Raw genomic sequence first — 24,677 nt, forward strand, 5'->3', positions numbered from 1 at the left:
AAGGGGCGCCGCCGCGTGCCAGCCATCAGGCAGCCCCGCCTCGGCCTGTCTTGCTTCCCCACGATCTGTTCGCCCCTTCCTCACCTGTCTGCTTGAAGTTGCCCCTCTCATGAACCCCGGTTTCGCCGCGCCGCCAGCAACGCCCGCCTACACCCTCGCCGATGCGACCGTGGCGCTGTGCCTCGTGGACGCACCCGCTCTGGCAGCGGACCGCGACGGCCTCTGCCGCGTCGACATCAGGGTGGAGAACGGCACGATCGCCTCGGTCCTGCCGGCTGGCGCGGATGCAGGCGGCAGCGCGCTCCCGATACTGGACCTGGGCGGCGGGATGGTGTTTCCGCGCTTCACCGAGGCGCATACCCATCTCGACAAGGGCCACATCTGGCCGCGCCGCCGCAACCCGGACGGCACCTTCCTGGGCGCCCTGAGCAATGTGACCGCCGACCGCGAGGCCAACTGGAACGCGGCCGATGTGCGCGCGCGCATGGACTTCGCCCTGCGCTGCGCCCTGGCCCATGGCACCGGCGCGATCCGCACACATCTCGATTCCGTCGGCCCGCAGATCGGCATCTCCTGGCCCGTCTTCGCCGAGCTGCGCGCCGAATGGGCTGGCCGCATCGCCTTGCAGGCCTCGCCCCTTTTCGGCATCGACCATGCCGTCAGCGCCTCCCATGTCGAGGCGGTCGTCGAGGCGGTGAAGGCGCATGGCTCGGGCATTCTCGGCGCCGTCACCTACATGAGCCCCAACCTCGAGCCCGGCCTCGATGTCCTGTTTCGCGCCGCGATCGACAATGGCTTCGATCTTGATTTCCACGTGGACGAAACCAATGATCCCGCCGCTCTGTCGCTGGAGGTGATCGCCGACACCGCTCTCGCGCTCGGCTTCCAGGGGCGCATCCTGTGCGGGCATTGCTGCTCGCTGGCGCTGCAGATGCCGCAGGCCGAGGCGCGCGTCATCGACAAGCTCGCCCGCGCCGGCATCGCGGTCGTGTCGCTGCCCATGTGCAACATGTATCTGCAGGACAGGCAGGCGGGTCGCACCCCGCGCTGGCGTGGCGTGACGCTGCTGCACGAGCTCAAGGCGGCCGGAGTCGAGGTCATGGTGGCCTCGGACAACACGCGCGACCCCTTCTATGCCTATGGCGACCTCGACATGATCGAGGTCTACCGCGAAGCCACGCGCATGATCCAGCTCGACCATGGCGATACGGACTGGCTGCGCGCCGTCACAGTGACCCCGGCCTCCGTGACGCGCCTTGACGGCGGCGCGCAACTGGCAAACCCGATCGCCATCGGCAGGCCCGCCGACCTTGTCCTGACGCGGGCCAGATCAATGACGGAACTGCTCTCCCGCCCGCACAGCGACCGCACGGTGCTGCTGGCCGGAAAGGCCATCGACACGACGCTGCCCGCCTATGCCGAACTCGATCATCTGATGAACCGCTGAGGAAGACATGAGCGCCCGCTACGACATCGCCACATTGAAGAGCCGCCTGGGCGCGATCCGGACAGAGGATAACTCGGCCCTCGTCAAGCAGAAGAGCCGGGATTTCTACTGGTACTCCCCCACGCTCAAGCGCCAGCTCGATCATGTCGTGGGCGACATCATCGTCTCCCCGACCTCGGAGGCGGAGGTGCTGCACACGCTCGCCACCGCCCATGAACTGGGCATTCCCGTCACGCCGCGCGGCACCGGAACCGGCAATTACGGACAGGCCATGCCCCTCTCGGGCGGCATCGTGCTGGATCTCTCGGGCTTCAACAAGGTGCTCGCCATCCGCTCGGGCGCTTATGTCGCCGAGCCGGGCGCCATCATCGCGAAGATCGATGAGGAAACCCGCCATCACTCGCGCCAGGAAGCGCGGCTGCACCCCTCCACCTACCACACCGCCTCCGTGGGCGGCTTCATCGCCGGCGGCTCGGGCGGCATCGGCTCGATCAAGTGGGGCGGCCTGCGCGACTGCGGCAACATCATCCGTCTCAAGGTCGCCACGATGGAAGCCAGCCCGCGCGTGCTGGAACTGACCGGCGACGACCTGCACAAGGTCAGCCATGCCTATGGCACCAATGGCGTGATCACCGAAGTCGAGATGCCGCTGGGCCCCGCCTATGACTGGGTGGACCTGCTCTTCGGCTTTGACGATTTCCGCACCGCCGCCGCCTTCGCCGAGGCGCTGGGCCAGCAGGATGGCATTGCGCTGAAGGAGCTTTGCGTCATCGCGGCGCCTTGCCCGCATGACTACCTGTTGCGTCACCGCAAGTTCATCCCGCGCGAGAAGCATGTAGTGGTGGCGATGGTCGCGGACATCGCGGTCGGAGCGACGCTCGCCTTCATGAACCGCTTCCGCGGCGCGGAACTTCTGATGCGCTCGGACACGCTGTCGGCGGAGGACGCCAAAGGCCTGCCGCCAGCCTTCGAGCTGACCTGGAACCACACCACGCTGCGCGCCTTGCGCGTGGAGCCGGCCATCACCTATCTGCAGGTTCTGTATCCTTATCCGAACGCGGTCGAGCTTTCGGCGCGCATCCACGAGCATTTCGGCAACGAGGTGATGGGCCATCTCGAATTCGTGCGCTTCGACGGCAAGGTCACGGCCTTCGGCCTGCCGATGGTCCGCTTCACCACCGAGGAGCGCCTGGAGGAGATCATGGCCATCCACGAGGAGATGGGCGCGCCGATCTTCAACCCGCACCGCTACACGCTGGAGGAAGGAGGGATGAAGCAGACCGACGAGGTCCAGCTCGCCTTCAAGAAGGAAGCCGATCCGCAAGGGCTGCTCAACCCCGGCAAGATGGTGGCCTGGGAAGATCCCAGCTACGACTTCAAGGCGGGCAAGAATTTCCTGTTCAGGTCGCTGGCCGAGGCAGGGGTCTCCGGCTGATGCGGGTCATGGTCATCCATGCGCATCCGGACCCCGACAGCTACAATGCGGCGCTCTACCGCCTTGTGCTCGACAGGTTGGGGGCGGCTGGCCATGAGGTCGACCCGTGCGATCTTTATGCCGAGGAATTCCAGCCTGTGCTCACCCGCGCCGAACGCAAGGGCTACCACGCCATTCCGGCCAACCGCGCCCCGGTGGAAGCCTATGTGCGGCGGCTGGAGCAGGCCGAGGCGTTGGTGATCGTCCATCCGGTCTGGAACTTCGGCTTCCCGGCCATTCTGAAGGGCTTCTTCGACCGTGTCTTCCTGCCGGGCGTGAGCTTCAGCATCGTCGATGGCCTGGTCCGCGCCAACCTCCAGCATATCGGCAAACTTGCGGTGGTGACGAGCTATGGCGCAACGCGGTGGCGGGCCATGCTGGCTGGCGATCCGCCCCGCCGCTATGCGACCCGGGTGCTGCGCGCCCTGATAGGGCCATCGGGCGGCGTGCTCTACCTCGCCCATTACGACATGAACCGCTCCACGGATGCAAGCCGGTCGGCCTTCCTTGCGCGGGTCGGCTCGACCATGGAGCGGTTCTGACGATGCGCATCCTGATCGTGTATTGCCACCCCTGCGAGGAAAGCTTCAACGCTTCGCTGCGAGACCTGGCCATGGCCGAAATGGCCGGAAGCGGCCACGAGGCGCGGCTGATCGATCTCTATGCCGAGGGTTTCAACCCCGTGCTGGATGCGCCCGGCCGCCGCGATTACCATACCCCCGGCGTCAACGAGCGCGGGGTGGAGGCGCACCTTGAATTGCTGCGCTGGTGCGAGGGGCTCATCTTCATCTATCCCACCTGGTGGTATGGGCAGCCGGCGATGCTGAAGGGCTGGCTCGACCGGGTCTGGCTTCCCCACGCCACCTTCGGCATGCCCGAGACCGGCAAGCCCATCACGCGCGTGCTCACCAACATCCGCCTCGTCGGCGCCATCTCCACGCTCGGCTGCCCGAAATGGTGGTGGTGGATCATGGGCGCGCCAGGCAGGCGGGTTCTCCTGACCGGGATTTCAGTGTTGTGCGCCCCACGTTGCCGCACATTCTGGCTTGGCCTGCACGGCATGGACCAAAGCACAGCATCCAGTCGCGGGGGCTTTGCCGAACGTGTCAGGACGCGCCTGCGAAAACTGCGCTGAACGTCATCAAGATGTCATCATTCGCCGGCTATGTTCTTCGCTCCCGTGGCCGCGTTGCGGGCGCGGAAGCCAGGAGGGGGCTATGGGCGCGAAATCCCGCAAGAACGTCGGCAGGCTGCTGATCCTGGCCTCCCGTCTGCACCGGGCACGCATCGGGGCGAAGCTCCAGGCGCTGTCACTCTTTCCGGGGCAGGAGCAGGTCCTGGATATCCTTGCGGCTGACGGGCCGATGCCGATGGGTGAACTGGCCGGCAAGCTGAATGTCCGCCCCCCCACCGTTTCGAAGACAATCGCCAGGCTTTCGGCCCAGGGGCTCGTGGCCCGCGCCTCCGATGGAGGTGATGGCCGGCTGGTCCGTGTCAAGCTCACCGAAGACGGCGAGGCCAAGGCGTCGATGCTCGGCAGCTTGATGGATGAGGTCGAGGCCGAGATGCTGGCCGTCTTCGATGGCAAGGAGCGCAAGCGCGTGCGCAAGCTTCTGCGCAAGATGGTCGACTCGCTCGGAGCCCTTGGCGGACGCACCGCCGATGAAACGGAGGAAGAGGCCGAGGACGAGCAGGAGGACGCCTGACGTTTTGTTGCGAAATGCCCGGTGCGGCCGGGCTGCGCCCCAAATCGCGGCAGGCCAAACCATTCGCCCACTCAGATTCCGGCAGCGCCCCGCGCCAGGATGATGGCGATTCCGGCCAGCCCTGACCAGATCACCGTCTCGATCACGCTGCGGTGCAGGCGGAAGAGCAGCACGGCCGCCAGCGCAGCCAGGGCCAGTGCGGCCACGTCGAGGCTCGCTGGCGCAGGAAGCGGCAGACTGAGCGGCCCCAGGGTGAAGCGCCCGACCTGTCCGAACAGCACCCCCAGCGTGAAGGTCAGCGCCAGCGAAGCGATCACGCCCGCCACCGCAGCCGTGATCAATGTCAGCGCGCCCGCCACGCGGGCATCGCTTCGGATGCGCTCCATGAACGGGCTGCCCGCAAAGATCCAGACGAAGGACGGCGCGAACGTCACCCACACCGCCATGGTGCCGGCGAGCACGGCGCCCACGCCCGGCGGGAACGGGGCCGGATTGCGCCAGCCAGCCAGAAAGCCGGCAAACTGGTTGACCAGAATGGTCGGCCCGGGCGTCGTCTCGGCGAGGCCGAGCCCGTCGATCATTTCCGCAGCCGTGACCCAGCCCTTGTCGTTGACGGCGGCGTCAGCGAGATAGGCCAGCACCGCATAGGCGCCCCCGAAAGTGATCATCGCCAGCTTGGAGAAGAACAAGCCGATCTCCACCAGCAGATGCCCCTGCCCCAGCAGGAGGGCTGCCAGCGCGACCGGCGCCCACCACACCGCCACCCATGTCAGCGCAGCGCCGAGCGCGCTGCGCGTCGACACCGCGCCTGCCGGCGCCGAGACGGAGCCCGCGCCGGCCCGGCCAAGCCAATCGGGCCGCATCAGCGCCAGCATGGCGCCGACCGCCGCCGCCGTCGCGATCACCCAAGGAAAATCGATGCCGAGAAAGGCCAGCGCGACGAAGCTCGCCCCCGCCGCCCCGAGCAGAAGCCGCGTCTTGAGGGCGCGCTTGCCGATCTTGACCAGGGCCTCGATCACGATGGCGATGACGGCGGCCTTGATGCCGAAGAACAGGCCGTTGATGAGCGCCAGGTCGCGCCCGAACACATAGAGAAAGCCGAGCGCCGTCATCACCAGCGCGCCGGGCATGACGAAAAGCAGGCCCGCCACCACGCCGCCGCGCACGCCATGGAGCATGAAGCCGAGATAGGTCGCGAGCTGCTGGGCCTCCGGCCCGGGAAGCAGGGTGCAGAAATTGAGCGCGTCGAGGAAGCGCCGCTCCTCCACCCAGCGCTTCTCGTCCACCACCGCCCGGTGCAGCATGGCCACCTGCGCGGCCGCGCCGCCGAAGGAGAGACAGCCGATGCGCAGCCACAGCCGCGTGGCCTCAGCCAGCGTCGGGGGCTCGGCAAGCGCGGAAGGCGCGGCGGACGTCTCGTGCGTTGGCTTGCCCATCACTTCACGCCGACGCCAGCATGCATGGCGGAGGGCCTCCGGCTGGGCCAATCATGAGTTTCCATTGTCGCATCCCGGCACCAGCGATAGAAAGCATCGTAGAGGAGCATGCCGGCATCGAGTTGGGCGAGATCGTCGCTGAACATTCTGGACAGGCCGAGCGAGGCCGCCAGAAACCCCGCCGCCTGCGGTGCAAGATCGGGCCGGGCGGCATCCGCCGCCCGAACGATGGTCGCCAATCGGTTCAAAGCCGGCGAAGCCAGCCCAAACTCGGTGATCATCGTGTCGAAGGTGCAGGTGTGATCCGGTGAAGTCGTCTCACCGCGATGGCTCCACAACACGCCGTCGATATCGAAAGGTGCCGCGCCGAAGCGATCCCCCACCGCCGCAACCTCCGCAGGGGCGACGAAGAGGAACACCGCCTTTGGATCAACAAAGCGGCGGATCAGCCACGGGCAGGCGATACGGTCAACTTTCGGGCGCGCCCGGGTTACCCAGAGCGTGCGCCCCTCGGCATCGCGCGGCGGGAGCTTGTCGGTTTTGACAAGCATTTGACCGGAATCGCGCCAGGCCTCGAACCCGCCTTCCAGCGACGAGGCCTCCACGCCGGCATGGCGCAGCCAGGCTGCCGCGCCCTGGGAGAGCTTCAGGCCCTTCTGGCAGGAAACAACGACCTTTTTGCCGGCATAAAGCGGTGCCCATTCCGCAGATTTGCGAAAATCCTGCCGGTGCGATGCCGGGATTATCCGCGGGTCGGCGTCGAAATCATCGTCGATGCGGACATCGATGATGACAGGCGCATCGGGCGTGCCGATGAAGCGGGAGAGCTGGGAAACCTTGATTTCTGCAGGAGACGGCATGCGTCCATCCCTTTCATTTCGGGATTTTGGACGCGAACGTTGGGCCGAGGCCTTACGGGGTCTTCGCGAGACACCCCTTGTTATCCTGAGTATGAAGATCAGGCAGTCGCGTCAACCCGGAATGGAACATCCCATCCAGTGCAATTCAATTCATGATTGGATGACGGCTCGGATAGCGGCCTTTGGATTGCGCGCGCAGGCCTCTCTTGCAGGTTTTGGGCTGAGTCTGCGGCGTCTGATGAGGGTGAGTGGTGCATCCCTGATGTGGGCGAGGTTTTGCGGGGCGCTTCTGGTTCGCACCCGGCAGGCGTCCTCGGCGAAGGTGCCGTCCCTGACACGGAAGAGGCGGCTTTCGATCAGGCCATGGCCATGGTCCGCATGCTGTGCGCGCCTGAGATCGGGCGGGTCGAGGTGAGCCTTACTCTGGCCCGGGCGGCTGGCGAGCCTTGAGGGGGGAATCATCGCCGAAGCGGCGGGCGATTTCGGCTTGCAGGTCCGGCTGGTTGCCTTTGACGAACAGGAAGCAATGCCCGCCTCGATCCCGCAGGGCCCGTGCGATCTTCTCGGTTGTGAAGGCGGCATCCCCCGTCACGGCAGCGCCATCGAGCGGCAAGTCCTTGAGAAGTTTCAGAGATTTAACCACCTCGCCGCTGTCGGGCGGGACAACCAGCGAGCCGATGCTGGCCTGAAGCCGGATCGAGAAGGCATGCAGCATATGCACGCCAGGCGCCGACCTTCTTCTCAGACGTTCGCCATGCGCGCTAATCCTGGCTATGTTCACGGTAATCTCCTGCTCCGGATCAAGCCAGCCTGTGACAGCAACGCCCTCAAACGCTGACCTTGCCAGATCGCAGCGCCTCAAGGGCATCGCCCTCATGTGCGCGGCGCTCGCCATCTTCTCGGTGCTGGATGCTTCCGCGAAGTGGATCTCGCAGCACATGCACCCGATGCAGGCTGTCTGGGCGCGCTATGCGGTGAGCGTGCTGCTGGTTATGGTTCTCATCAATCCGTGGACACGTCCCGGCGTCATGCGCAGCAGCGCGCCGGTGCTGCAGGGCATCCGCTCGCTCATGCTGCTGCTCTCGACCGTCTTCAACTTCCTCGCCCTGCAATATCTCCAGCTCGCCGAAGCCATCGCCATCATCTTCACGACGCCGCTGCTGATCGCCTTGCTTTCGGGCCCGCTGCTGGGCGAATGGCCCGGACCGCGCCGCATGATCGCCATCGGCGTGGGCTTCGTCGGCGTGCTGGTGGTGACGCGGCCCGGCCATGGCGGGCTGCATCCTGCCGCCATCCTCTCGGTGATGGGCGTGGTCTGCTACGCCTTCTACAACCTCAGCACCCGCAAGCTGGCCAGCCATGACAGCAGCGAGACCACGATGGTCTATTCGGGCGCGGCCGGGGTGCTGCTGGTGACGCCGGCCATGGCCTGGCTCTGGACGACGCCCGATTCCGCGCTGGTCTGGGGCCTGATGCTGCTGATGGGCGCTTGCGGCGGCTTTGGCCACTGGCTGGTCATCAAGGCGCACCGGCTGGCCCCGGCAAGCGTGCTGGCGCCCTTCATCTACACCCAGCTGGTCTGGATGCTGATCCTGGGCTGGCAGGTCTTCGGCCAATGGCCCGATGCATGGACCCTTGGCGGCGGGATGATCGTCGTCTCCTCCGGGCTCTATCTGCTTTACCGCGAGCGCGTGCGCGGGGTGGACGCCAAGCCGGTGGCGTGACAGGTCAATTCATGACCCGCCACGGCCTGGACGGCTCATGATCTTTCACAGGCGTGCCTCTTGAGGCGCCTGTCATGTCCCAGGCGCAACTCAGCCAACGAATCTGGTGGAGGCAGCGCATGGAGCCTTGCATTTGCTGCAGCGCACTCTATATTTTGCAGTGCAAGATGACGTTTCGACGGCCTCTTGCGTGCCCTCCTTGGGCGTTTCCTCCCTAGACTTGGGCCGCACCGTCAAACGTGCGGCCTTTTTTTTGGCCGACGCAGAGGGGCTGCGAAGAACGCCTGCAAGGCCGTCACTCGGCAGCGGCGGGGAAGCTCATGAGGCCGCTGGTCCAGGCGCTGAACATGCTGGCAAGGCTGCGCGCCAGGGCGGCGCGAACCTCTCCGAAGCCCGGCAGAGCCTCGATGCGGGCCTCGTTCATGTAAAGGCCGCGATTGATCTCGATCTGGAGCGCGTTGATGCGCGAGCGCGGCTGGCCATAATGCTCGGTGATGTAGCCGCCCGCATAGGGCCGGTTGCGCGAGACGCTGAAGCCCGCGCCGCGCAAGGCCTCCTCCGCCGCGTTGACCACGCCCGTGAGCGCGCTGGTGCCGAAGCGGTCGCCCAGGATGATGTCGGGACGCATGCCGCCCTCGCGGTCGAGCCCTGTCGAGGGCATCGAGTGCAGATCGACCATCACGCACACCCCGAACTGGCTGCGCGTGCGCGAGATCAGCCCGTGCAGCGCATTGTGATAGGGTTTGTAGAACGTCTCTATGCGCTGCGAGGCCTCCGCAGCCGGCAGCCGGCTCGCATAGATGTCCTGTCCGTCGCCGACGATGCGCGGGATCGTGCCGAGCCCGCCCGCCACCCGCATCGAGCGCGCATTCACGAAGGGCGGCAACCGCCCCTCGAACATGCGCGGGTCGAGCTCATACGGCTCGCGGTTGACGTCGAGGAAGGCGCGCGGAAACTGCGCCACCAGCATCGGCGTGCCCAGCGACGGCACATCCTGAGCCAGAAGATCGACGAAGGCATCCTCCGAGCGGCGCAGCGCCTGCGCCGGGAGCCGCGCCTGATCGATGAAGCTGCGCGGATACCGCCGTCCGGCATGGGGCACGCCCACCACGGCGGGAATCACCTGCAGCAGGGGCTCGTGCACGGTGAAGGCGGCGCCGACATCATCGACGACCTCCATCGGAGGCGCGCAGAAAGCGGGGACGGGCGGTGCGGGGAAAGGACGGTCCTGCATCGCCGGATCGAACCATGATCGTGCGGGCCGTGGCAAGCCGCGAAATGCTGACAGGCCGATGACGCCGGTGACCTCACGCATTGTTCACCCCATGTTTACAAGGTTGGCGCCTTATGGGTGGACTTGCGCGCTCCGGCCGGGCGATTCGCCAGACCGCCGCATCAGCCATGTTCGAGAACCGCACGTCATGACCAAGATCCTGCTCGCCGAAGATGACAACGACATGCGTCGCTTCCTTGTGAAGGCGCTGCAGAACGCGGGATACGATGTGGCGTCGTTCGACAACGGGCTGTCAGCCTATAACCGTCTGCGCGAGGAGCCCTTCGAGCTTCTGCTGACCGACATCGTGATGCCCGAGATGGATGGCATCGAGCTGGCGCGCCGCGCCACCGAGCTCGACCCCGACATGAAAGTGATGTTCATCACGGGCTTTGCAGCTGTTGCGCTCAACCCGGATTCCAATGCTCCCAAGGACGCCAAGGTCCTGTCCAAGCCCTTCCACCTGCGCGATCTCGTCAACGAGGTCGAGAAGCTGATCAAGGCCGCCTGAACCCGCTTCCGTTCGCCACGCGAAGTTTGCCGGCGAACGCCGGAACGAGGGTTGCGCGGGGGCAGGCGATTGGCTATAGCCCCTTCACCGCAGCGGCGTCCATCAGGACACCGCTCCCGAAGAGGGGCGCGTAGCTCAGCGGGAGAGCACTACGTTGACATCGTAGGGGTCACAGGTTCGATCCCTGTCGCGCCCACCATTTTCCAGATTGAAGCCGCTTGGTGCGGCAGCTCAGGCGGCAAGGCTGCGGCGCTCTGCCTTGCGTGCCATCTCCTGTTGCGCAGGCCGCGTTTTCATGGCCGCGTTTTCATGGCCGCGTTCTGCGTCCAGCCGCAGCCTGACTGGAGTCGCAGGCCAGGGCCCGGCGGCCAAAGGTCAGCGGCCCGGCATCAGCTGCCGGCCACAGCGGAGCAGCTCTGGCCGCCATCGACAGGCAGCGCCACGCCCGTGATGAAATTCGCCTCGTCCGAAGCGAGGAACACCGCCGCTGCCGCGACATCCCAGGCCGTGCCCATCCTGCCCATCGGCACGGATCGGTTCCGCGCCGCCACCATCTCCCCGACCGAAGCATACTGCGAGGAGATCTGCGTATAAATCAGCGGCGTGTCGATCAGCCCCGGCAGGATCGTGTTGGCGCGGATGCCGTGCGGGGCATATTGCAGCGCCATCGCCGTCGTGGCCTGCACCACGGCGGCCTTGGCCGTGTAATAGGCAAAGTAAGGGTGCCCCACCCAGCGAATGGCCGCGATGGAAGCGATGTTGACGATCGCGCCTGTGCGCTGCGCCATGAAATGCGGCAGCACAACCTTGGCGGTGCGGTAGACCGAGCCCACGTTGAGGTCCATCGCCTTCAGGAACTGTGCCTCCTCCAACTCGACCGGGCCGCCATGAAACACGGCGCCCACATTGTTGTGCAGGATCTGCGGCGGCCCCAGCGCTGCGATGGCCTCTGCGACCGACGCGCCGACGCTGGCCAGATCAGTGACGTCGACGACAAGCGCGACCGCGCGGCCGCCCTCACCGGAGATGATTGCAGCGGTCTCCTCGGCTGCATCGCGGACAAGATCAAGGCAGGCGACGGCTGCGCCCTCACGGGCATAGGCCACGGCCACCGCCTTGCCGTTGCCCCAGCCGGGACCTGAAGAGCCGGCGCCGAACACCAGCGCTGTCTTGCCGGCGAGCCGGCCTTGGTGAGGAGCGGACATGGACGACACCCTGAAATGAAGCGCGGACCGTCCGGCCGGGCACAGGCGGGACCGCACCGGAGAAGCGGCGCGCGAGACGACAGCGCGCCTCGGAGAACGGGGCGGCGACCCGGCTGATCTCCTTCGCCGCCATTGACAAGGGGAGGCGACAGGCCATCGATTGTCAAGAATGCGCTCTTCAAGCGCAACGCCTGCCGAACGGAGCCCTGCATGACCGACGCCGCCCCTCCCCCTCCACGCGGCGGCGTATCGCCGATGTCGCGCCGGGTCATGAACCTGGCCTATCTCATCACGCGCAATGCCCGCCGTTTTCCGGAGAAGCCGGGCCTCGTCTGGCGTGAGCGTGTCTGGAGCTGGAGCGAGATCGACGCTCATGTCTCGGCGCTGGCCGCAGCGCTGGCGGCGCGCGGCATCGTCAAGGGCGACCGCGTTCTCGTCCACGCACGCAACAGCGACGAGATGCTGTGGTCCATGTTCGCCACTTTCCGGCTGGGCGCCGTCTGGGTGCCCACCAATGTCAGGCTCATGCCCGAGGAGGTCGTCCACCTTGCGGTCAGTTCCGGCGCCCGCGCCTTTCTGTGTCAGTGCGAAAGCCCCGACCATGCCGCGCTGGTGGCCGGGCGCTCGCCAGCGCTGGAATTCATCTGGAGCCTTGGCGAGGCCTCCTTCGGCGAGAGCAGCGTTGCCCGCGCCATGGAGCGCCATGGGGGCGCCCGGCTGCGCGATGCCGATGTCGACTATGACGATCCGTGCTGGTTCTTCTTCACCTCGGGCACCACGGGCCGCTCCAAGGCAGCCGTCCTGACGCACGGCCAGATGGCCTTCGTCATCACCAACCATCTGTGCGATCTGCTGCCGGGCACGACCGAAGCCGATGCCTCGCTGGTGGTCGCGCCGCTCAGCCACGGAGCGGGCATCCACATGCTCGACATGACGGCGCGCGCAGCGCCCTCCATCCTGCTGCCCACCGACCGCTTCGACGTGGAGGAGGCCTTCCGCCTGATCGAGCGGCACAGGGTCACCAACCTGTTCACCGTGCCGACCATCCTCAAGATGCTGGTCGAGCATCCCGCAGCTGACGCCTTCGACCACAGCTCGCTCAGGCATGTGATCTATGCCGGCGCGCCGATGTACCGCGAGGACCAGAAGACCGCCCTGCGCAGGCTCGGCAAGGTGATCGTCCAGTATTTCGGCCTTGGCGAGGTCACGGGCACGATCACGGTGCTGCCGGCCCCGCTGCACGAGGCGGAAGATGGCCCCGGTGTGAAGATCGGCACCTGCGGCTTCGAGCGCACGGGCATGCAGATCTCCATCCAGGACGATCAGGGACTGGAGCTGCCAGCCGGCGCAACGGGCGAGATCTGCGTCGCGGGACCCGCCGTCTTCGCCGGCTACCATGACAACCCCGAGGCCAATGCCAAGGCCTTTCGCCAGGGCTGGTTCCGCACCGGCGACCTTGGCCATGTCGATGCGGAGGGCTTCCTGTTCATTACTGGTCGCGCCTCGGACATGTACATTTCCGGCGGCTCCAACATCTACCCGCGCGAGATCGAGGAGAAGATCCTGATCCATCCCGACATCGCCGAAGTGGCCGTGCTCGGCGTGCCGGATCCGCTCTGGGGCGAGGTCGGCGTGGCTGTCTGCGTGGCCCGGCCCGGCTCCGCCGTGACGGAAACCCAGCTCGCTGATTTCATGGCCAGCCGCATCCATCGCTCCAAGATGCCGAAGCGCTTCTTCTTCTGGGATGCGCTGCCCAAATCCGGTTACGGCAAGATCACCAAGAAGATGGTGCGCGAGGAGCTTGAGGCCCGCAGGCTGCTGCCGTTCGATCGTCCTGGCCCGCCCGCCCCATGAGCGCGCCGCCCTTCATCAGCCAGTCCGGACCGGCGCGGGAGTCGCGCATCGTCGCCGTCAAGATGCAGGGCAGCCCGTTCAGCTTCACCATCGAAGCCGGAGAGCGGCTCCTGGAGGGCGCGGCGCGCGGCTGAGACGGGGCGACAACCCCGTTCTCATGACTTTCGAGCTGGTGTTCGTGCCGGACTGACGCGAGGGCTGGGCCTTTGAGCCCTGCCGCCGAGCGCCTCAGTAGAGGTAGTTCGGCAGCCAGAGCGCGATGCTGGGGAAGATGTACAGCATCACCATCGCCACGAGCACGATGTAGATGAAGGGCATCACGCCAGAGAAGATCTCGTTGATCGTGACATGCGGCGGCGCAACCCCCTTGAGGTAGAACGGCGCCATGGCCACGGGCGGCGACAGGAACGAGGTCTGGATGTTCAGCGCGATCATGATGCCGAAGAACAGCGGATCAATGTTGAACTGCTGCAGCAGCGGCAGGAAGATCGGCACGAAGATGACGATGATCTCGGTCCACTCCAGCGGCCAGCCCAGCACGAAGATGATGATCTGCGTGATGATGAGGAAGACCGTGGACGATGGGTTGAGCCAGGCCATGAGGGCCTTGATCGGCTCATGCCCGCCCAGATAGGCGAAGATCGACGAGAAGATGAACGAGCCCACGAAGAGCCAGCACACCATGGCGGCGGTGCGGCCCGTGAGGAAGACGCTTTCCCTCACCTTCTGGAAGGTGAGCGACCGATAGGCCGCAGCGAGGATCAGAGAGCCCATTGAGCCGACCGCGGCCGCTTCCGTAGGCGTGGCGATGCCGAAGAAGATCGCGCCAAGCACCGACATGATCAGCAGCGTGAGTGGAAAGAAGCTGGTCGCCAGCGCCCAGAACACCTTCTTGCCGAGCAGCAGCAGCATGACGAGGCCTGCCAGCGCGCCGGCGCCAATTGTCCAGAACACGGAGTTCGGAACGACATAGTCGATGACCACCAGGCGCTGGCCGGCCGGAGTGACGGCCGCACGCAGCGTGTTGGCGAGCCATTCCATCCCGAGCACGCCGACATAGGCGATGGGTGCCAGCGCGGCCGCGACGATGAGGTAGCGGACGAGGAAGCCCTTGTCCGTGTCGAAATCGAAGCCCAGCTTCTCGCGCTTCTCCGGCGGAAGCCGCGGCGCGAGTTCTGGCTTCAGCGTGCACACGACAAGGACATAGGCCATGTAGAGGCCAGCCAGCATGAGCCCGGGGAAGAGCGCCCCCGCATAGAGCTTGGGCACCGAAACGCCCGCCGTCGCGCCATAGAGGATCAGCATGACCGATGGCGGGATGAGGATGCCGAGGCAGCCGCCCGCGCACACGACGCCGGCGGAGAGCCTGATGTCGTAGCCGGCGCGCAGCATGGCCGGGAAAGCCAGCAGTCCCATCAGCGTGACAACGGCGCCGACGATGCCGGTCGCGGTCGCGAAGATCGCGCAGGTGGCGAGGGTGGCGATAGCGAGCGAGCCGGGAAGCGAGCCGATGGCAAGCTGGATCGAATGGAACAGCCGGTCGAGAATATTGGCCCGCTCGATGATGTAGCCCATGAACACGAAGAGCGGGATGGAGACGAGCACGTCATTGGCCATCACCGAATAGGAGCGCTGGACGACGAGCTGGAACACCGTGTCGCCCATGGCGAGGTAGCCGAAGCCGATGCCCAGAGCCATCAGCGTGAAGGCGATGGGAAAGCCGAACATGATGAAGATGACGAACAGGCCCAGCATCAGAACGCCGAGCTCGGGATTGGACAGGCCCAGCATCAGATTTGTCCCTGCTTGGCGGCTTCAGCCTGCTCGAGGATGAGTTTTTCGGTTTCTTCGACGTCAGACAGCCGCTGGGGCCACTCGCCGGTCTTCAGCGCCTGCACGCAGCGGATCACCTCGGCGACGCCCTGCAGCACCATGAGCCCGCCCACCACCGGGATCAGCGACTTGAAATGGTAGAGCGGCGGGCCATTGGGCGAATTGGATGAATGCTCGCCTATCAGCCAGGAGAAGCTGGCGAAGCCGTAGCCAGCATAGCAAAGGGCAAGGATGCCGGGGAAGAAGAACAGGAAATACAGCACGAGGTCGAGGCCAGCCTGCCGCCGCACCGGCCACTGTCGATAAAGAAAGTCGCCGCGCACATGGGCGTTGCGCGCCAGGGCGTAGGGGCCGGCCAGCATGAACAGCGTGCCGTAGAGAATGTAGCTCATGTCGAAGGCCCACGTGGTCGGGGCACGGAAGAGGTAGCGCATCGCCACCTCATAGGACATGGCGAGGGTCAGGATCAGGATCGTCCAGCTTCCGGTCTTGCCGATGAAGGTCGAGAAGCCATCGACGCCGTGGGTGAAGGTCTCGATCGTCAGGCGGCCGCGCTCGCGCCACGCCACGATGAGGATGAAGACGAGAGCGGTGAGCGCCATTCCGATCAGGATGGCGTTCAGCTGCGGCGAGCTGATCATGGGCATGGGCTATGGGTCCTGGCGCCGGTTGGCGGGGCTCCGCCGTCGGCCAGTTGAACATGGCTATTCCCGGACGCGCAAGGCGCGTCCGGGATAACGTCAGTGAAAGGGCCGGATCACGCCTTGAAGAAGAAGTCGTAGGCGGTGCGGAAGGGCGGCGTATTGGCCGCCTCATAGGCGCCGGTGCGCTTGACCCAGGCCATCTGGCTCTCGATGGTCTTCTTGTAGATCGGGTTGGTGGCGCTGAGCTTCTCGTTCACCGTCTTCCATGCGGCGAGCTGGGCGTTCAGCACGGAATCAGGCGTGCGCACGATCTGTACGCCCTTGGCCCGGAGTTCCTCGAGCGACTTGGAATAACGGTCCGTCGCCTTCCACAGCATGTCGGAGGACGAGCTTTCCGCCGCATACTTGACGATCGCCTTCAGCTCGGCCGGCAGCGCATCGAACTTGGCCTTGTTGAAGATGATTTCGAAGGCTTCGGCGGACTGGTGCCAGCTCTGCAACATGTAGTTCTTCGACACGTCCTGGAAGCCGAGCAGAGAGTCGGAGGTCGGGTTGTTGAACTCCGCCCCGTCGATCACGCCGCGCTCGAGCGCCGGCACGATCTCGCCGCCGGCCAGGATGGTGACGGCCGCGCCCAGTTCCTGCATGACGTCGGCTGCGAGGCCGACCGTGCGGTATTTCAGTCCACGCAGCTGGTCCGGCGAGGTCACGGGCGTCTTGAACCAGCCCATCGGCTGGCAGGGCATCGGGCCGGTGAGGAAGCCGACAAGGTTGAGCCGCAGGCTGGCGACAAGCTCGTTGTACAGCTCATAGCCGCCGCCATAGTTCATCCAGCCGAGGAAGTTGTTGGCGTCCCAGCCGAAGGCCGGCGGCGTGCCGAACAGCGAAAAGGCCTTGTTCTTGCCGTACCAGTAGGCGCAGACGCCATGGCCGCCGTCGAGGATGCCGGCGTTCACGGCGTCCTGCATCTGGAAAGCGGGCACCACGGCCCCGGCGGCCAGCACTTCGAGGCGCAGGCGGTTGCCGGCCATCTCGTTGACCCGCTTGGCGAAATCATTGGCGAATTCATGGAAGATGTCGCGCGTGGGCCAGGTCGACTGGAACTTCCAGTTGACGGTCTGCGCATGACTTACATTGGGCATAGCGATGGTTGCTGCGCCGCCTGCGGCGGCGCCGGCCAGAAAACGGCGACGGCTCGGCTTGGTTTTCGTGTCGGTCATGCGTTCCTCCAAGAACTTGTGCCCTTGCCGGGCGTCGGCGGATCATCCGCGCTGCCGGTAACATCGCGCAGTTTTCTCGCAGGGCAAGACCTGTTTGGCCAGCATTCATCAAATCTCTCGTGGGCAGCCGCGTTGACGCTCGCAGCGCTCCCGCCCTCGCCCCCGCCCTCGCCCTCGGTGTGCCCTGGGCCTCAGTTCCTGTCGTCGGGAAGGAAGGGCAGCGGCTGGAAGCCCACCCCCTCGTCCCGGAGCTGGCGCACCTCGGCGGCGGTGGCGCTGCCGCGGATCGGCCTGTGGTCGATCTCGCCATGGTGCATGGCGATCGCCTCCTCGGCGAAGCGCGCGCCCACAGGCTCTGTGGTGGCCTCGACATGCCGCCGCATGGCCCGCACGAGATCGCGCAAGGCCTTGTCGGCGGCATCGGGCGCCGCCAGCGCCTGCCCGGTCGCCGCGTGGGGCGCCTCCTGACGTGCGCCATCCCTTTCAGGGGTCGCGACACGGGCCACATGGGGCGCCATGATGGCTTTCTCCACGCGGTCCGAACCGCAGACCGGGCAGTTCACCAGTCCCGCGCGCACCTGCTCGTCATGGGAGGCATTGTCACGAAACCAGCTTTCGAAGCCATGGCCGTCGTCACAGCGCAGTTGGAAGCGGATCATGAGGGCCGCGCGCCGTCAGGAGGCCAGAAGCGGATCGAGACCGCCGCGCCGATCAAGCGCGTGCAGGTCATCGCACCCGCCCACATGCGTCTCGCCGATGAAGATCTGGGGCACGGTGTCCCGGCCCGAGCGGCGCACCATCTCGGCCTTGAGGTCGGCCTTGCCGGATATCTCGAGCTCGGTGAAGCTCACGCCCTTGCTGCCGAACAGTTCCTTGGCTGCCGCGCAGTAGGGACACCAGGATTTCGTGTAGATCGTGACCGCTGCCATGATGCGCTCCTCTTCCCTGATATGAGGCGGCGAAGCGCTTTCCTCAAGATCGCCGCCCTCGCGGGCCAGCCCTGCCCAGGCGATCGTCAGGCACCGGGGATCACGCGCGCGAAGGTGAGCAGATCCACCGCCCGCGCCCCGCTGCGCAGCAGCGCGCGGGCCGAGGCATTGGCGGTGGAGCCTGTGGTGAGCACGTCGTCGACCAGCAGGATGCGCTTGCCTTCGACACGGGGCCGGGCCTCATCGAGGACCCTGAGCGCGCCTTGCAGGTTCTCCGCCCGCTCGTTGCGGCTGAGGCCCACCTGCGGACGCGTCCGCCTGATCCGCGCCAGGATCGCGTGATCCACGGGCTTGCCCGCGCATTGCCCGACGACGCGCGCCAGCGCTGCGGCCTGATTGAAGCGGCGGCGCCAGAGCCGCCAGCGATGCAGCGGCACCGGCACGACGAGATCGGCCTCGGCCGTGATCTCCCGCCCGGCGAGCGCCATCATGCGCCCCATAGTCAGTGCAAGCTCGATCCTGTCGCCATATTTGAGCCGGTGCACAAGCGCCCGCGCGGTGTCGTCATAGCCACTGACAGCGCGGGCACGTGCGAACACCGGCGGGTCCGCCATGGCGGCGGGCGAGATCAGCGTGCCGCCGAGGTCCAGCGCAAAGGGCGTGCCGAGCCGTTCGCAATAGGGCCGCTCGATCAGGCTGAGGCTTGACCAGCATGCGCCGCACAGGCCGTGGGCGGCGCCGGTCGAGGCCGAGCAGGCGGCGCAGACCGGAGGATATATGAGGTGGACCGCGCCGCGCGCCGCAGCCGCCGGCCAGCGCCGCGCGGCGGCGAGCCAGCCGGCGAGCGCCGCCGGGGCGGCCGCCTGATCATCGGGTTCATCGGTCATGCGCTCCAGTCTAGCGCCAAACGCGCCCCGGCGCAGCCTCATGGCTCGCGCAGGATCCGGACCGGCGCGGCGGGAATGACCTGCCCGGCCCTTTGACGGGACAGGCCCGGCTCGCCATATGGAATGTGAAAGGACAGCGCCCTTGACCGATCAGCTTACCCTGTTTGACCGCCCCCTGATGCGGCAACGGCTGTTGCGCGCCCGCGCCCAGGGCTTTGCGGATTTCCTTGTCGAGCGCGCGGCGGCCGATCTGGCCGACCGGCTGGCACTGGTGACACGGCGCTTCCCGATCGCGCTCGATCTCGGCACGCCGACGCCCGCAGCTGTCCGCGTCCTGGCGGCGCGCGAGGGGACGGAACGGGTGGTGCGCCTGGCCCCCGTGCCGGAGGCAGCCATGCAGGAGGCGGACGGATCGACGCCTGCCCTGTCCGTCGTGGCCGATGAGGAGCGCCTGCCCCTCGCGGATGGTTCGCTTTCGCTCGTGGTCTCGTTGCTGACGCTGCAGAGCGTCAATGATCTTCCGGGCGCGCTGGTGCAGATCCGTCGCGCCTTGAGGCCCGACGGGCTGTTCATCGGCTGCTTTCTGGGCGGCGGCACACTCACCGAGCTGCGTCAGGCCCTGACCGAAGCCGAAAGCGAGATCGAGGGCGGCGTGTCGCCGCGCGTCGCGCCATTCGCCGATATGCGCGATGCCGGCTCGCTGCTCCAGCGCGCGGGCTTCACCTTGCCGGTCACCGACATCGAGCCGGTCACGGTGCGCTACAGCCATCCGCTCTCGTTGATGCGGGACCTGAGGGCCATGGGCCTTGCCAATGCGTTGACGGCGCGCCGGCGCTCTCCGCTGAGGCGGGCGACCTTGCTGCGCGCTCTCGACATCTATATCGATCGCTTCGCCGATCCCGATGGCAAGGTCAGGGCGACCTTCGAGATGATCTGGCTTTCGGGCTGGGCGCCGCATGGGAGCCAGCAAAAGCCGCTCAAGCCCGGCAGCGCGCGGGCGCGCCTCGCCGACGCGCTCAAGGCGGCCGAAACCAGCGCCGGAGAAAAAGCCGGGGGTTGAACGAGTCGGCCCCGCGCCGCGCTATTGCCCAAACGCGGCTTGGGCTTGTAGAAGGCTCGAAGAGTCGGGGGAGCCGGCGGCAGGCGGGCCGCCCCACAACCGGACCTGACGGAGGCGTGGCTGATGCCGACAACCTTTGGGGGACCGCGCGTGCTGCTGCGCCGCCTCCGTGAGGTGATGGCCCAACCGACCAGCCCGCAGGACAAGCTCGACCGCATCGCCATCCTCATCGCCTCCAACATGGTGGCGGAGGTCTGCTCCATTTATGTCCAGCGCGACGACAAGGCGCTGGAGCTTTTCGCCACCGAAGGCCTCAAGCGCGAGGCCGTCCACCTCACCACCATGAAGGCCGGGGAAGGGCTGGTCGGGTTGATCGCCCGCGAGGCGGAGGCGCTGGCGCTGTCCGATGCGCAAGCGCACCCGGCTTTCTCCTACAGGCCCGAGACCGGCGAGGAGATCTACCGCTCCTTCCTCGGCGTGCCCATCCTGCGCGCAGGGGCGACGCTGGGCGTGCTCGTGGTGCAGAACACCGCGACCCGCACCTACACTGACGAGGAGATGGAGGCGCTCCAGACCGTCTCCATGGTGCTGGCCGAACTCATCGCCCAGGGCGGGATGCAGTCCCTTGCCGCATCGGGCAGCGGCGCGGGGCAGACCCGGCCCCTGCACGAAAAGGGCGTGGCGCTCGCCGACGGCGTCGGCCTCGGGCATGTCGTGCTGCACGAACCGCGCGTGATCGTGAAGAACCTCATAGCGGAAAGCCCTGAGGCCGAGGTCAAGCGGCTGGAAGCAGCCATCGGCGACCTGCGCAAGACCATCGACGAGTTGATCGCGCGGGGGGATGTCTCCCATGGCGGAGAGCACAAGGACGTGCTCGAGACCTTCCGCATGTTCGCCCATGACCAGGGCTGGCTCAGGCGCATGCGCGAGGCGGTGCTCTCGGGCCTTACGGCCGAGGCCGCCGTCGAGCGGGTGCAATCGGACACGCGCGCCCGGATGCTGCGCCAGACAGACCCTTACCTGCGCGAGCGGCTGCACGATCTCGACGATCTCGCCAATCGGCTGCTGCACATCCTCGTTGGCGCCGATCTCACCATCGCGCATGATCAGCTTCCCGAGAACGCGATCATCGTGGCGCGCTCCATGGGCCCTGCCGCCCTGCTCGACTATGACCGCAGCCGCCTGCGCGGCCTCGTGCTCGAGGAAGGCGGCCCGACCAGCCATGTCGCGATCGTGGCCCGCGCGCTCGGCATTCCAGCCGTGAGCGAGATCGAGAACGTCACCGCGCTTGTCGAGCAGGGCGACGCGATCATCGTCGATGGCGTCACCGGAGAGGTCCAGATCCGCCCGCCGGCCGATGTCGAGAACGTCTACAAGGAAAAGGCGCGCCTCAGGGCCCGGCGGCAGGAGCAGTACCGCAAGCTGCGCGACGTGCCGGCGGTGACGCGCGATGGCGAGGCGATCGAGATCCAGCTCAATGCGGGCCTGCTTGTTGACCTGCCCCATCTCGACGAGACAGGCGCCTCCGGCATCGGCCTGTTCCGCACCGAGCTGCAGTTCATGGTGGCGTCGCGCATGCCCACCACCGCCGAGCAGCAGGCGCTCTACAAGGCCGCGCTCGACGCTGTCGGCGACAGGCCCGTGACCTTCCGCACCCTCGACATCGGGGGCGACAAGATCCTGCCCTACATGCAGCGCGTCGAGGAGGAGAACCCGGCTCTGGGCTGGCGAGCGATCCGCATCGGGCTTGATCGGCCCGGCCTGCTGCGCTCGCAGCTGCGGGCCCTGCTCAGGGCCGGCGCCGGCCGCGATCTCAAGATCATGTTCCCGATGATCGCAACCGTCGACGAGTTCATCAGGGCGCGCACCATCGTCCAGCGCGAGGTGGCGCATCTTGACCGGCACGACCGCGACCAGCCCACCTCGCTGGCGCTGGGCGTGATGGTGGAGGTGCCCTCGCTGCTGTTCGAGATCGACGAGATCGCGCGCGAAGCCGATTTCCTGTCGGTCGGCTCCAACGACCTCATGCAGTTTCTCTTCGCGGCCGACCGCGAGAACCGCTTCGTGGCGGATCGCTTCGATCCTTTGTCCACCGGCGCGCTCAGGGCGCTCAAGTGCATCGCCGATGCAGGGCGCCGCGCCCGCTGCCCCGTCACCGTCTGCGGCGAGATGGGCGGCCGGCCCATCGAGACGCTGGCGCTGATCGCCCTCGGCTTCCGCCGCTTCTCGATGACGGCCTCGGCGGTGGGCCCGGTCAAGGCGATGACGCTCAGGCTCGATGCGGGCAAGGCGGCGGCCTATCTCGACAGGCTGCTTGCCGAGATGGCCGGCGGTGCGACGTTGCGACCTGCGCTGAAGGCTTTCGCGCACGATCAAGACGTTCCGCTCTAGCGGCCGGGCGAGCCTTCTGGCCGACCCGTCATCCCTGCTCCCGAACCCGGTCCCAGCCTGCGCCCCATGTCCTACTCATTGCCCCAGCACCGGCTCGACGCCATCCTCGACCGCTACCGGATCGCGCAGGACACGCTCGCCGCCAATCCAACCGCAGACGTGCTGGTTGCGCTCTCCCGCGAGGTTTCAGAGCTTGAGCCGGTGGTCAATGCCATCACCGACTGGCGGCAAGCGCACGCCGGCATTGCGGAGGCCCGCGCCATCATCGGCGACGACGGCGCCGATGCCGAGTTCCGGCAACTGGCGGGCGAGGAGCTGCGCGCCATGGAGGCAGTGGCGGCAGAGCGCGAGAAGGCCATCATGCTGGCGCTGCTCCCGCGCGACGCCGCCGACGCGCGTGGCGCGATCCTTGAAATCCGGGCGGGCACAGGCGGCGACGAGGCCGCCCTTTTCGCCGGTGATCTGTTCCGCATGTATGCGCGCCATGCCCAGGACCAGCGCTGGACCGTGGAGATCCTGTCGCAGAGCGAGGGCTCCATGGGCGGCTTCAAGGAGATCATCGCCGAGATAGCAGGACCCGGCGTCTATGGCCGGCTGCGCTACGAATCGGGCGTGCACCGGGTTCAGCGCGTGCCGGACACCGAGGCGCAGGGGCGCATCCACACCTCGGCTGCGACGGTGGCCGTGCTGCCGCTCGCCGAGGATGTCGACGTCGCCATCAACGACGCGGATTTGCGGATCGACACGATGCGCTCGCAAGGGGCCGGCGGCCAGCACGTCAACAAGACAGAATCGGCCGTGCGCATCACCCATGTGCCCACCGGCGTCGTGGTCGTGGTGCAGGAGGAGCGATCCCAGCACAAGAACAAGGCGCGCGCCATGGCGCTGCTCAAGGCGAGGCTCTTCGACGCCGAGCGAATCCGGCTTGAGCAGGGACGCGCCGCCGATCGCCGCAGCCAGGTCGGCTCCGGCGACCGCTCCGAGCGCATCCGCACCTACAATTTCCCGCAAGGCCGCGTCACAGACCACCGCATCGGGCTGACCCTCTACAAGCTGGACGAGATGATGCAGGGCCTTGTGCTGGGCGAGATGCTGGACGCGCTCTCTGCCGCGCGGCAGGCCGAGCTGCTGGCCGAACAGCAGGTCCAGCCATGACAGGCGATGAGACGGGGGCTTCCACACGCGCTGCGGCGCTGCGCTCGGCACGCGACCGGCTCGCCAGCGCGGGCATCGCACCGGCCGAGGCCGAAGCCGATGCGCGCACGCTGTTGCGCCACGCAGCAGGCCTCGTCCCGATCGATCTCGCCGCGCGGGGCGACGTGCCGCTCACGGCCGCCGAGGCCGCGCGCTTCGAGGCATTGATCGCGCGCCGGGTCACGCGCGAGCCAGTGGGGCGCATCCTCGGGAGCCGCAGCTTCTGGGGCCTGAACTTCACCTTGTCGCCCGATACGCTCGAGCCGCGCGACGACAGCGAGACGGTCATCCTCAAGGCCCTGGCCCTTCTCGGACCGCGCCGCGCGAAGCCCTTGTCCATCCTCGATCTGGGCACCGGCACGGGCTGCCTTCTGGTGGCGCTGCTGCACGAATGTCCCCATGCGCAGGGCCTTGGCGTCGACATCAGCGAAGGCGCGCTCGCCACCGCCCGCGCCAATGCCGGGGCGAACGGCGTGGAGGGGCGCTGCCGCTGGCGGCAGGGCAACTGGGCGACCGGCCTGGATGGGTCCTTCGACCTGATCATCTCCAATCCGCCCTACATCCGCACGGCGGACATGGCCGCGCTCGAGCCCGAGGTTCGCGCCCATGACCCTTCGGCCGCGCTGCATGGCGGCGTGGACGGGCTGGAGGCCTACCGCGTCATCATCGCCGCGCTGCCGCGCCTGCTCGCGCACGAGGGCATGGCCGTGCTGGAGATCGGCGCCGGACAGGGCGACGCGATTCGCGCGCTGGCGGCGGCGCAGGGGCTCATGGGCCATTCCGCACGGCATGATCTGGGCGGCCATGAGCGCGCGATCGGCCTTTGGCGCGGGGTCTGATGACGATCGCGTGCAATCGCTGGCCATGTCAGTGAAATCCGGTTGATTTCGCTTGGCGCACCCGCCCAAAGCAGCTATGCAGGACCGGTGCAGAGGTTGGCTGCGATCAGCTGTTCCTGTTCGATCGAAACCCGTCGAGTGGGGGGCGGGCCTCCGGGACGATTGAACGACGCACTTCATTCGACATCGC

General features: G+C 66.9%; 24 protein-coding genes and 1 tRNA gene. 14 read left to right on the forward strand and 11 right to left on the reverse strand.

Going from position 1 to position 24,677, the window contains the following annotated elements; genetic code table 11:
• The first annotated feature begins 109 nt into the window (after window positions 1-109).
• From HEQ16_16850 to HEQ16_16870, 5 genes are all read left to right on the forward strand, one after another.
• A complete protein-coding gene (locus HEQ16_16850) occupies window positions 110-1,447 on the forward strand; it encodes a cytosine deaminase (protein MCO4055679.1) in 1,338 nt (445 codons plus the stop codon).
• A gap of 7 nt (window positions 1,448-1,454) precedes the next feature.
• Window positions 1,455-2,882, forward strand: coding sequence for an FAD-binding oxidoreductase (locus tag HEQ16_16855; protein MCO4055680.1), 1,428 nt, complete (start codon window positions 1,455-1,457; stop codon window positions 2,880-2,882).
• The gene (locus HEQ16_16860; GenBank protein MCO4055681.1) at window positions 2,882-3,463 is read left to right on the forward strand and encodes an NAD(P)H-dependent oxidoreductase; all 582 of its coding nucleotides are present in this window, start codon (window positions 2,882-2,884) and stop codon (window positions 3,461-3,463) included. Before HEQ16_16855 ends, HEQ16_16860 begins: the two co-directional genes overlap by 1 nt.
• A 2-nt stretch (window positions 3,464-3,465) precedes the next feature.
• Complete coding sequence (locus HEQ16_16865; protein ID MCO4055682.1) at window positions 3,466-4,056, forward strand: NAD(P)H-dependent oxidoreductase; 591 nt, start codon at window positions 3,466-3,468, stop codon at window positions 4,054-4,056.
• Between the two features lie 82 nt (window positions 4,057-4,138).
• Window positions 4,139-4,627: a MarR family transcriptional regulator gene (locus HEQ16_16870; protein MCO4055683.1), complete on the forward strand. Its 489-nt coding sequence runs from the start codon at window positions 4,139-4,141 to the stop codon at window positions 4,625-4,627.
• A 71-nt stretch (window positions 4,628-4,698) separates the two neighbouring features.
• On the opposite strand, the gene chrA is transcribed toward HEQ16_16870, so the two are convergent.
• From chrA to HEQ16_16885, 3 genes are all read right to left on the reverse strand, one after another.
• Complete coding sequence (chrA, locus tag HEQ16_16875) at window positions 4,699-6,063, reverse strand: chromate efflux transporter (protein ID MCO4055684.1); 1,365 nt, start codon at window positions 6,061-6,063, stop codon at window positions 4,699-4,701.
• On the reverse strand, window positions 6,063-6,923 hold the full coding sequence (locus HEQ16_16880) for a sulfurtransferase (protein MCO4055685.1): 861 nt from the start codon (window positions 6,921-6,923) through the stop codon (window positions 6,063-6,065). Before HEQ16_16880 ends, chrA begins: the two co-directional genes overlap by 1 nt.
• A 418-nt stretch (window positions 6,924-7,341) precedes the next feature.
• Complete coding sequence (locus tag HEQ16_16885; protein ID MCO4055686.1) at window positions 7,342-7,644, reverse strand: hypothetical protein; 303 nt, start codon at window positions 7,642-7,644, stop codon at window positions 7,342-7,344.
• Between the two features lie 52 nt (window positions 7,645-7,696).
• Between HEQ16_16885 and HEQ16_16890 the strand changes: the two genes are divergently transcribed.
• Complete coding sequence (locus tag HEQ16_16890; protein MCO4055687.1) at window positions 7,697-8,647, forward strand: DMT family transporter; 951 nt, start codon at window positions 7,697-7,699, stop codon at window positions 8,645-8,647.
• A gap of 295 nt (window positions 8,648-8,942) precedes the next feature.
• On the opposite strand, the gene HEQ16_16895 is transcribed toward HEQ16_16890, so the two are convergent.
• Entirely contained in the window at window positions 8,943-9,827 is an 885-nt protein-coding gene (locus HEQ16_16895; protein MCO4055688.1) for an N-formylglutamate amidohydrolase, read from the reverse strand.
• 241 nt (window positions 9,828-10,068) lie between these two features.
• Between HEQ16_16895 and HEQ16_16900 the strand changes: the two genes are divergently transcribed.
• Both HEQ16_16900 and HEQ16_16905 read left to right on the forward strand, forming a co-directional pair.
• Complete coding sequence (locus tag HEQ16_16900; protein MCO4055689.1) at window positions 10,069-10,431, forward strand: response regulator; 363 nt, start codon at window positions 10,069-10,071, stop codon at window positions 10,429-10,431.
• A gap of 124 nt (window positions 10,432-10,555) precedes the next feature.
• Window positions 10,556-10,630: transfer RNA gene (locus HEQ16_16905), tRNA-Val, on the forward strand.
• 190 nt (window positions 10,631-10,820) lie between these two features.
• Here HEQ16_16905 and HEQ16_16910 read toward each other — a convergent pair.
• Complete coding sequence (locus HEQ16_16910; protein MCO4055690.1) at window positions 10,821-11,636, reverse strand: SDR family oxidoreductase; 816 nt, start codon at window positions 11,634-11,636, stop codon at window positions 10,821-10,823.
• Window positions 11,637-11,846: 210 nt separating this feature from the next.
• Between HEQ16_16910 and HEQ16_16915 the strand changes: the two genes are divergently transcribed.
• A complete protein-coding gene (locus HEQ16_16915; protein MCO4055691.1) occupies window positions 11,847-13,490 on the forward strand; it encodes an AMP-binding protein in 1,644 nt (547 codons plus the stop codon).
• Window positions 13,487-13,624: a hypothetical protein gene (locus HEQ16_16920; GenBank protein MCO4055692.1), complete on the forward strand. Its 138-nt coding sequence runs from the start codon at window positions 13,487-13,489 to the stop codon at window positions 13,622-13,624. The genes HEQ16_16915 and HEQ16_16920 overlap by 4 nt, the downstream gene beginning before the upstream one ends.
• A gap of 94 nt (window positions 13,625-13,718) precedes the next feature.
• Here HEQ16_16920 and HEQ16_16925 read toward each other — a convergent pair whose 3' ends face one another.
• The 6 genes from HEQ16_16925 to HEQ16_16950 all read right to left on the reverse strand — a co-directional run bounded on the left by HEQ16_16925 (window position 13,719) and on the right by HEQ16_16950 (window position 19,003).
• Window positions 13,719-15,281: a TRAP transporter large permease subunit gene (locus HEQ16_16925; protein ID MCO4055693.1), complete on the reverse strand. Its 1,563-nt coding sequence runs from the start codon at window positions 15,279-15,281 to the stop codon at window positions 13,719-13,721.
• A complete protein-coding gene (locus tag HEQ16_16930) occupies window positions 15,281-15,925 on the reverse strand; it encodes a TRAP transporter small permease subunit (protein MCO4055694.1) in 645 nt (214 codons plus the stop codon). The genes HEQ16_16925 and HEQ16_16930 overlap by 1 nt, the downstream gene beginning before the upstream one ends.
• A gap of 155 nt (window positions 15,926-16,080) precedes the next feature.
• A complete protein-coding gene (locus HEQ16_16935; GenBank protein MCO4055695.1) occupies window positions 16,081-17,187 on the reverse strand; it encodes a TRAP transporter substrate-binding protein in 1,107 nt (368 codons plus the stop codon).
• A 191-nt stretch (window positions 17,188-17,378) separates the two neighbouring features.
• The gene (locus HEQ16_16940) at window positions 17,379-17,846 is read right to left on the reverse strand and encodes a DUF1178 family protein (protein ID MCO4055696.1); all 468 of its coding nucleotides are present in this window, start codon (window positions 17,844-17,846) and stop codon (window positions 17,379-17,381) included.
• A gap of 15 nt (window positions 17,847-17,861) precedes the next feature.
• Window positions 17,862-18,116, reverse strand: coding sequence for a glutaredoxin 3 (grxC, locus tag HEQ16_16945; GenBank protein MCO4055697.1), 255 nt, complete (start codon window positions 18,114-18,116; stop codon window positions 17,862-17,864).
• A gap of 86 nt (window positions 18,117-18,202) precedes the next feature.
• Window positions 18,203-19,003, reverse strand: a complete 801-nt coding sequence (locus HEQ16_16950; protein ID MCO4055698.1) for a ComF family protein — start codon at window positions 19,001-19,003, stop codon at window positions 18,203-18,205.
• A gap of 118 nt (window positions 19,004-19,121) precedes the next feature.
• Between HEQ16_16950 and HEQ16_16955 the strand changes: the two genes are divergently transcribed.
• From HEQ16_16955 to prmC, 4 genes are all read left to right on the forward strand, one after another.
• The gene (locus HEQ16_16955) at window positions 19,122-20,063 is read left to right on the forward strand and encodes a methyltransferase domain-containing protein (GenBank protein MCO4055699.1); all 942 of its coding nucleotides are present in this window, start codon (window positions 19,122-19,124) and stop codon (window positions 20,061-20,063) included.
• Between the two features lie 123 nt (window positions 20,064-20,186).
• Window positions 20,187-22,454: a phosphoenolpyruvate--protein phosphotransferase gene (gene ptsP / locus HEQ16_16960; protein ID MCO4055700.1), complete on the forward strand. Its 2,268-nt coding sequence runs from the start codon at window positions 20,187-20,189 to the stop codon at window positions 22,452-22,454.
• A 66-nt stretch (window positions 22,455-22,520) separates the two neighbouring features.
• On the forward strand, window positions 22,521-23,609 hold the full coding sequence (gene prfA / locus HEQ16_16965; GenBank protein ID MCO4055701.1) for a peptide chain release factor 1: 1,089 nt from the start codon (window positions 22,521-22,523) through the stop codon (window positions 23,607-23,609).
• Window positions 23,606-24,487 carry a peptide chain release factor N(5)-glutamine methyltransferase gene (gene prmC, locus HEQ16_16970; GenBank protein ID MCO4055702.1) on the forward strand — a complete coding sequence of 294 codons (882 nt, stop codon included), beginning with the start codon at window positions 23,606-23,608 and terminating at the stop codon, window positions 24,485-24,487. The genes prfA and prmC overlap by 4 nt, the downstream gene beginning before the upstream one ends.
• Window positions 24,488-24,677 lie beyond the last annotated feature (190 nt).

Source organism: Bosea sp. (in: a-proteobacteria) (genome assembly GCA_023910605.1).
GTDB lineage: Bacteria > Pseudomonadota > Alphaproteobacteria > Rhizobiales > Beijerinckiaceae > Allobosea.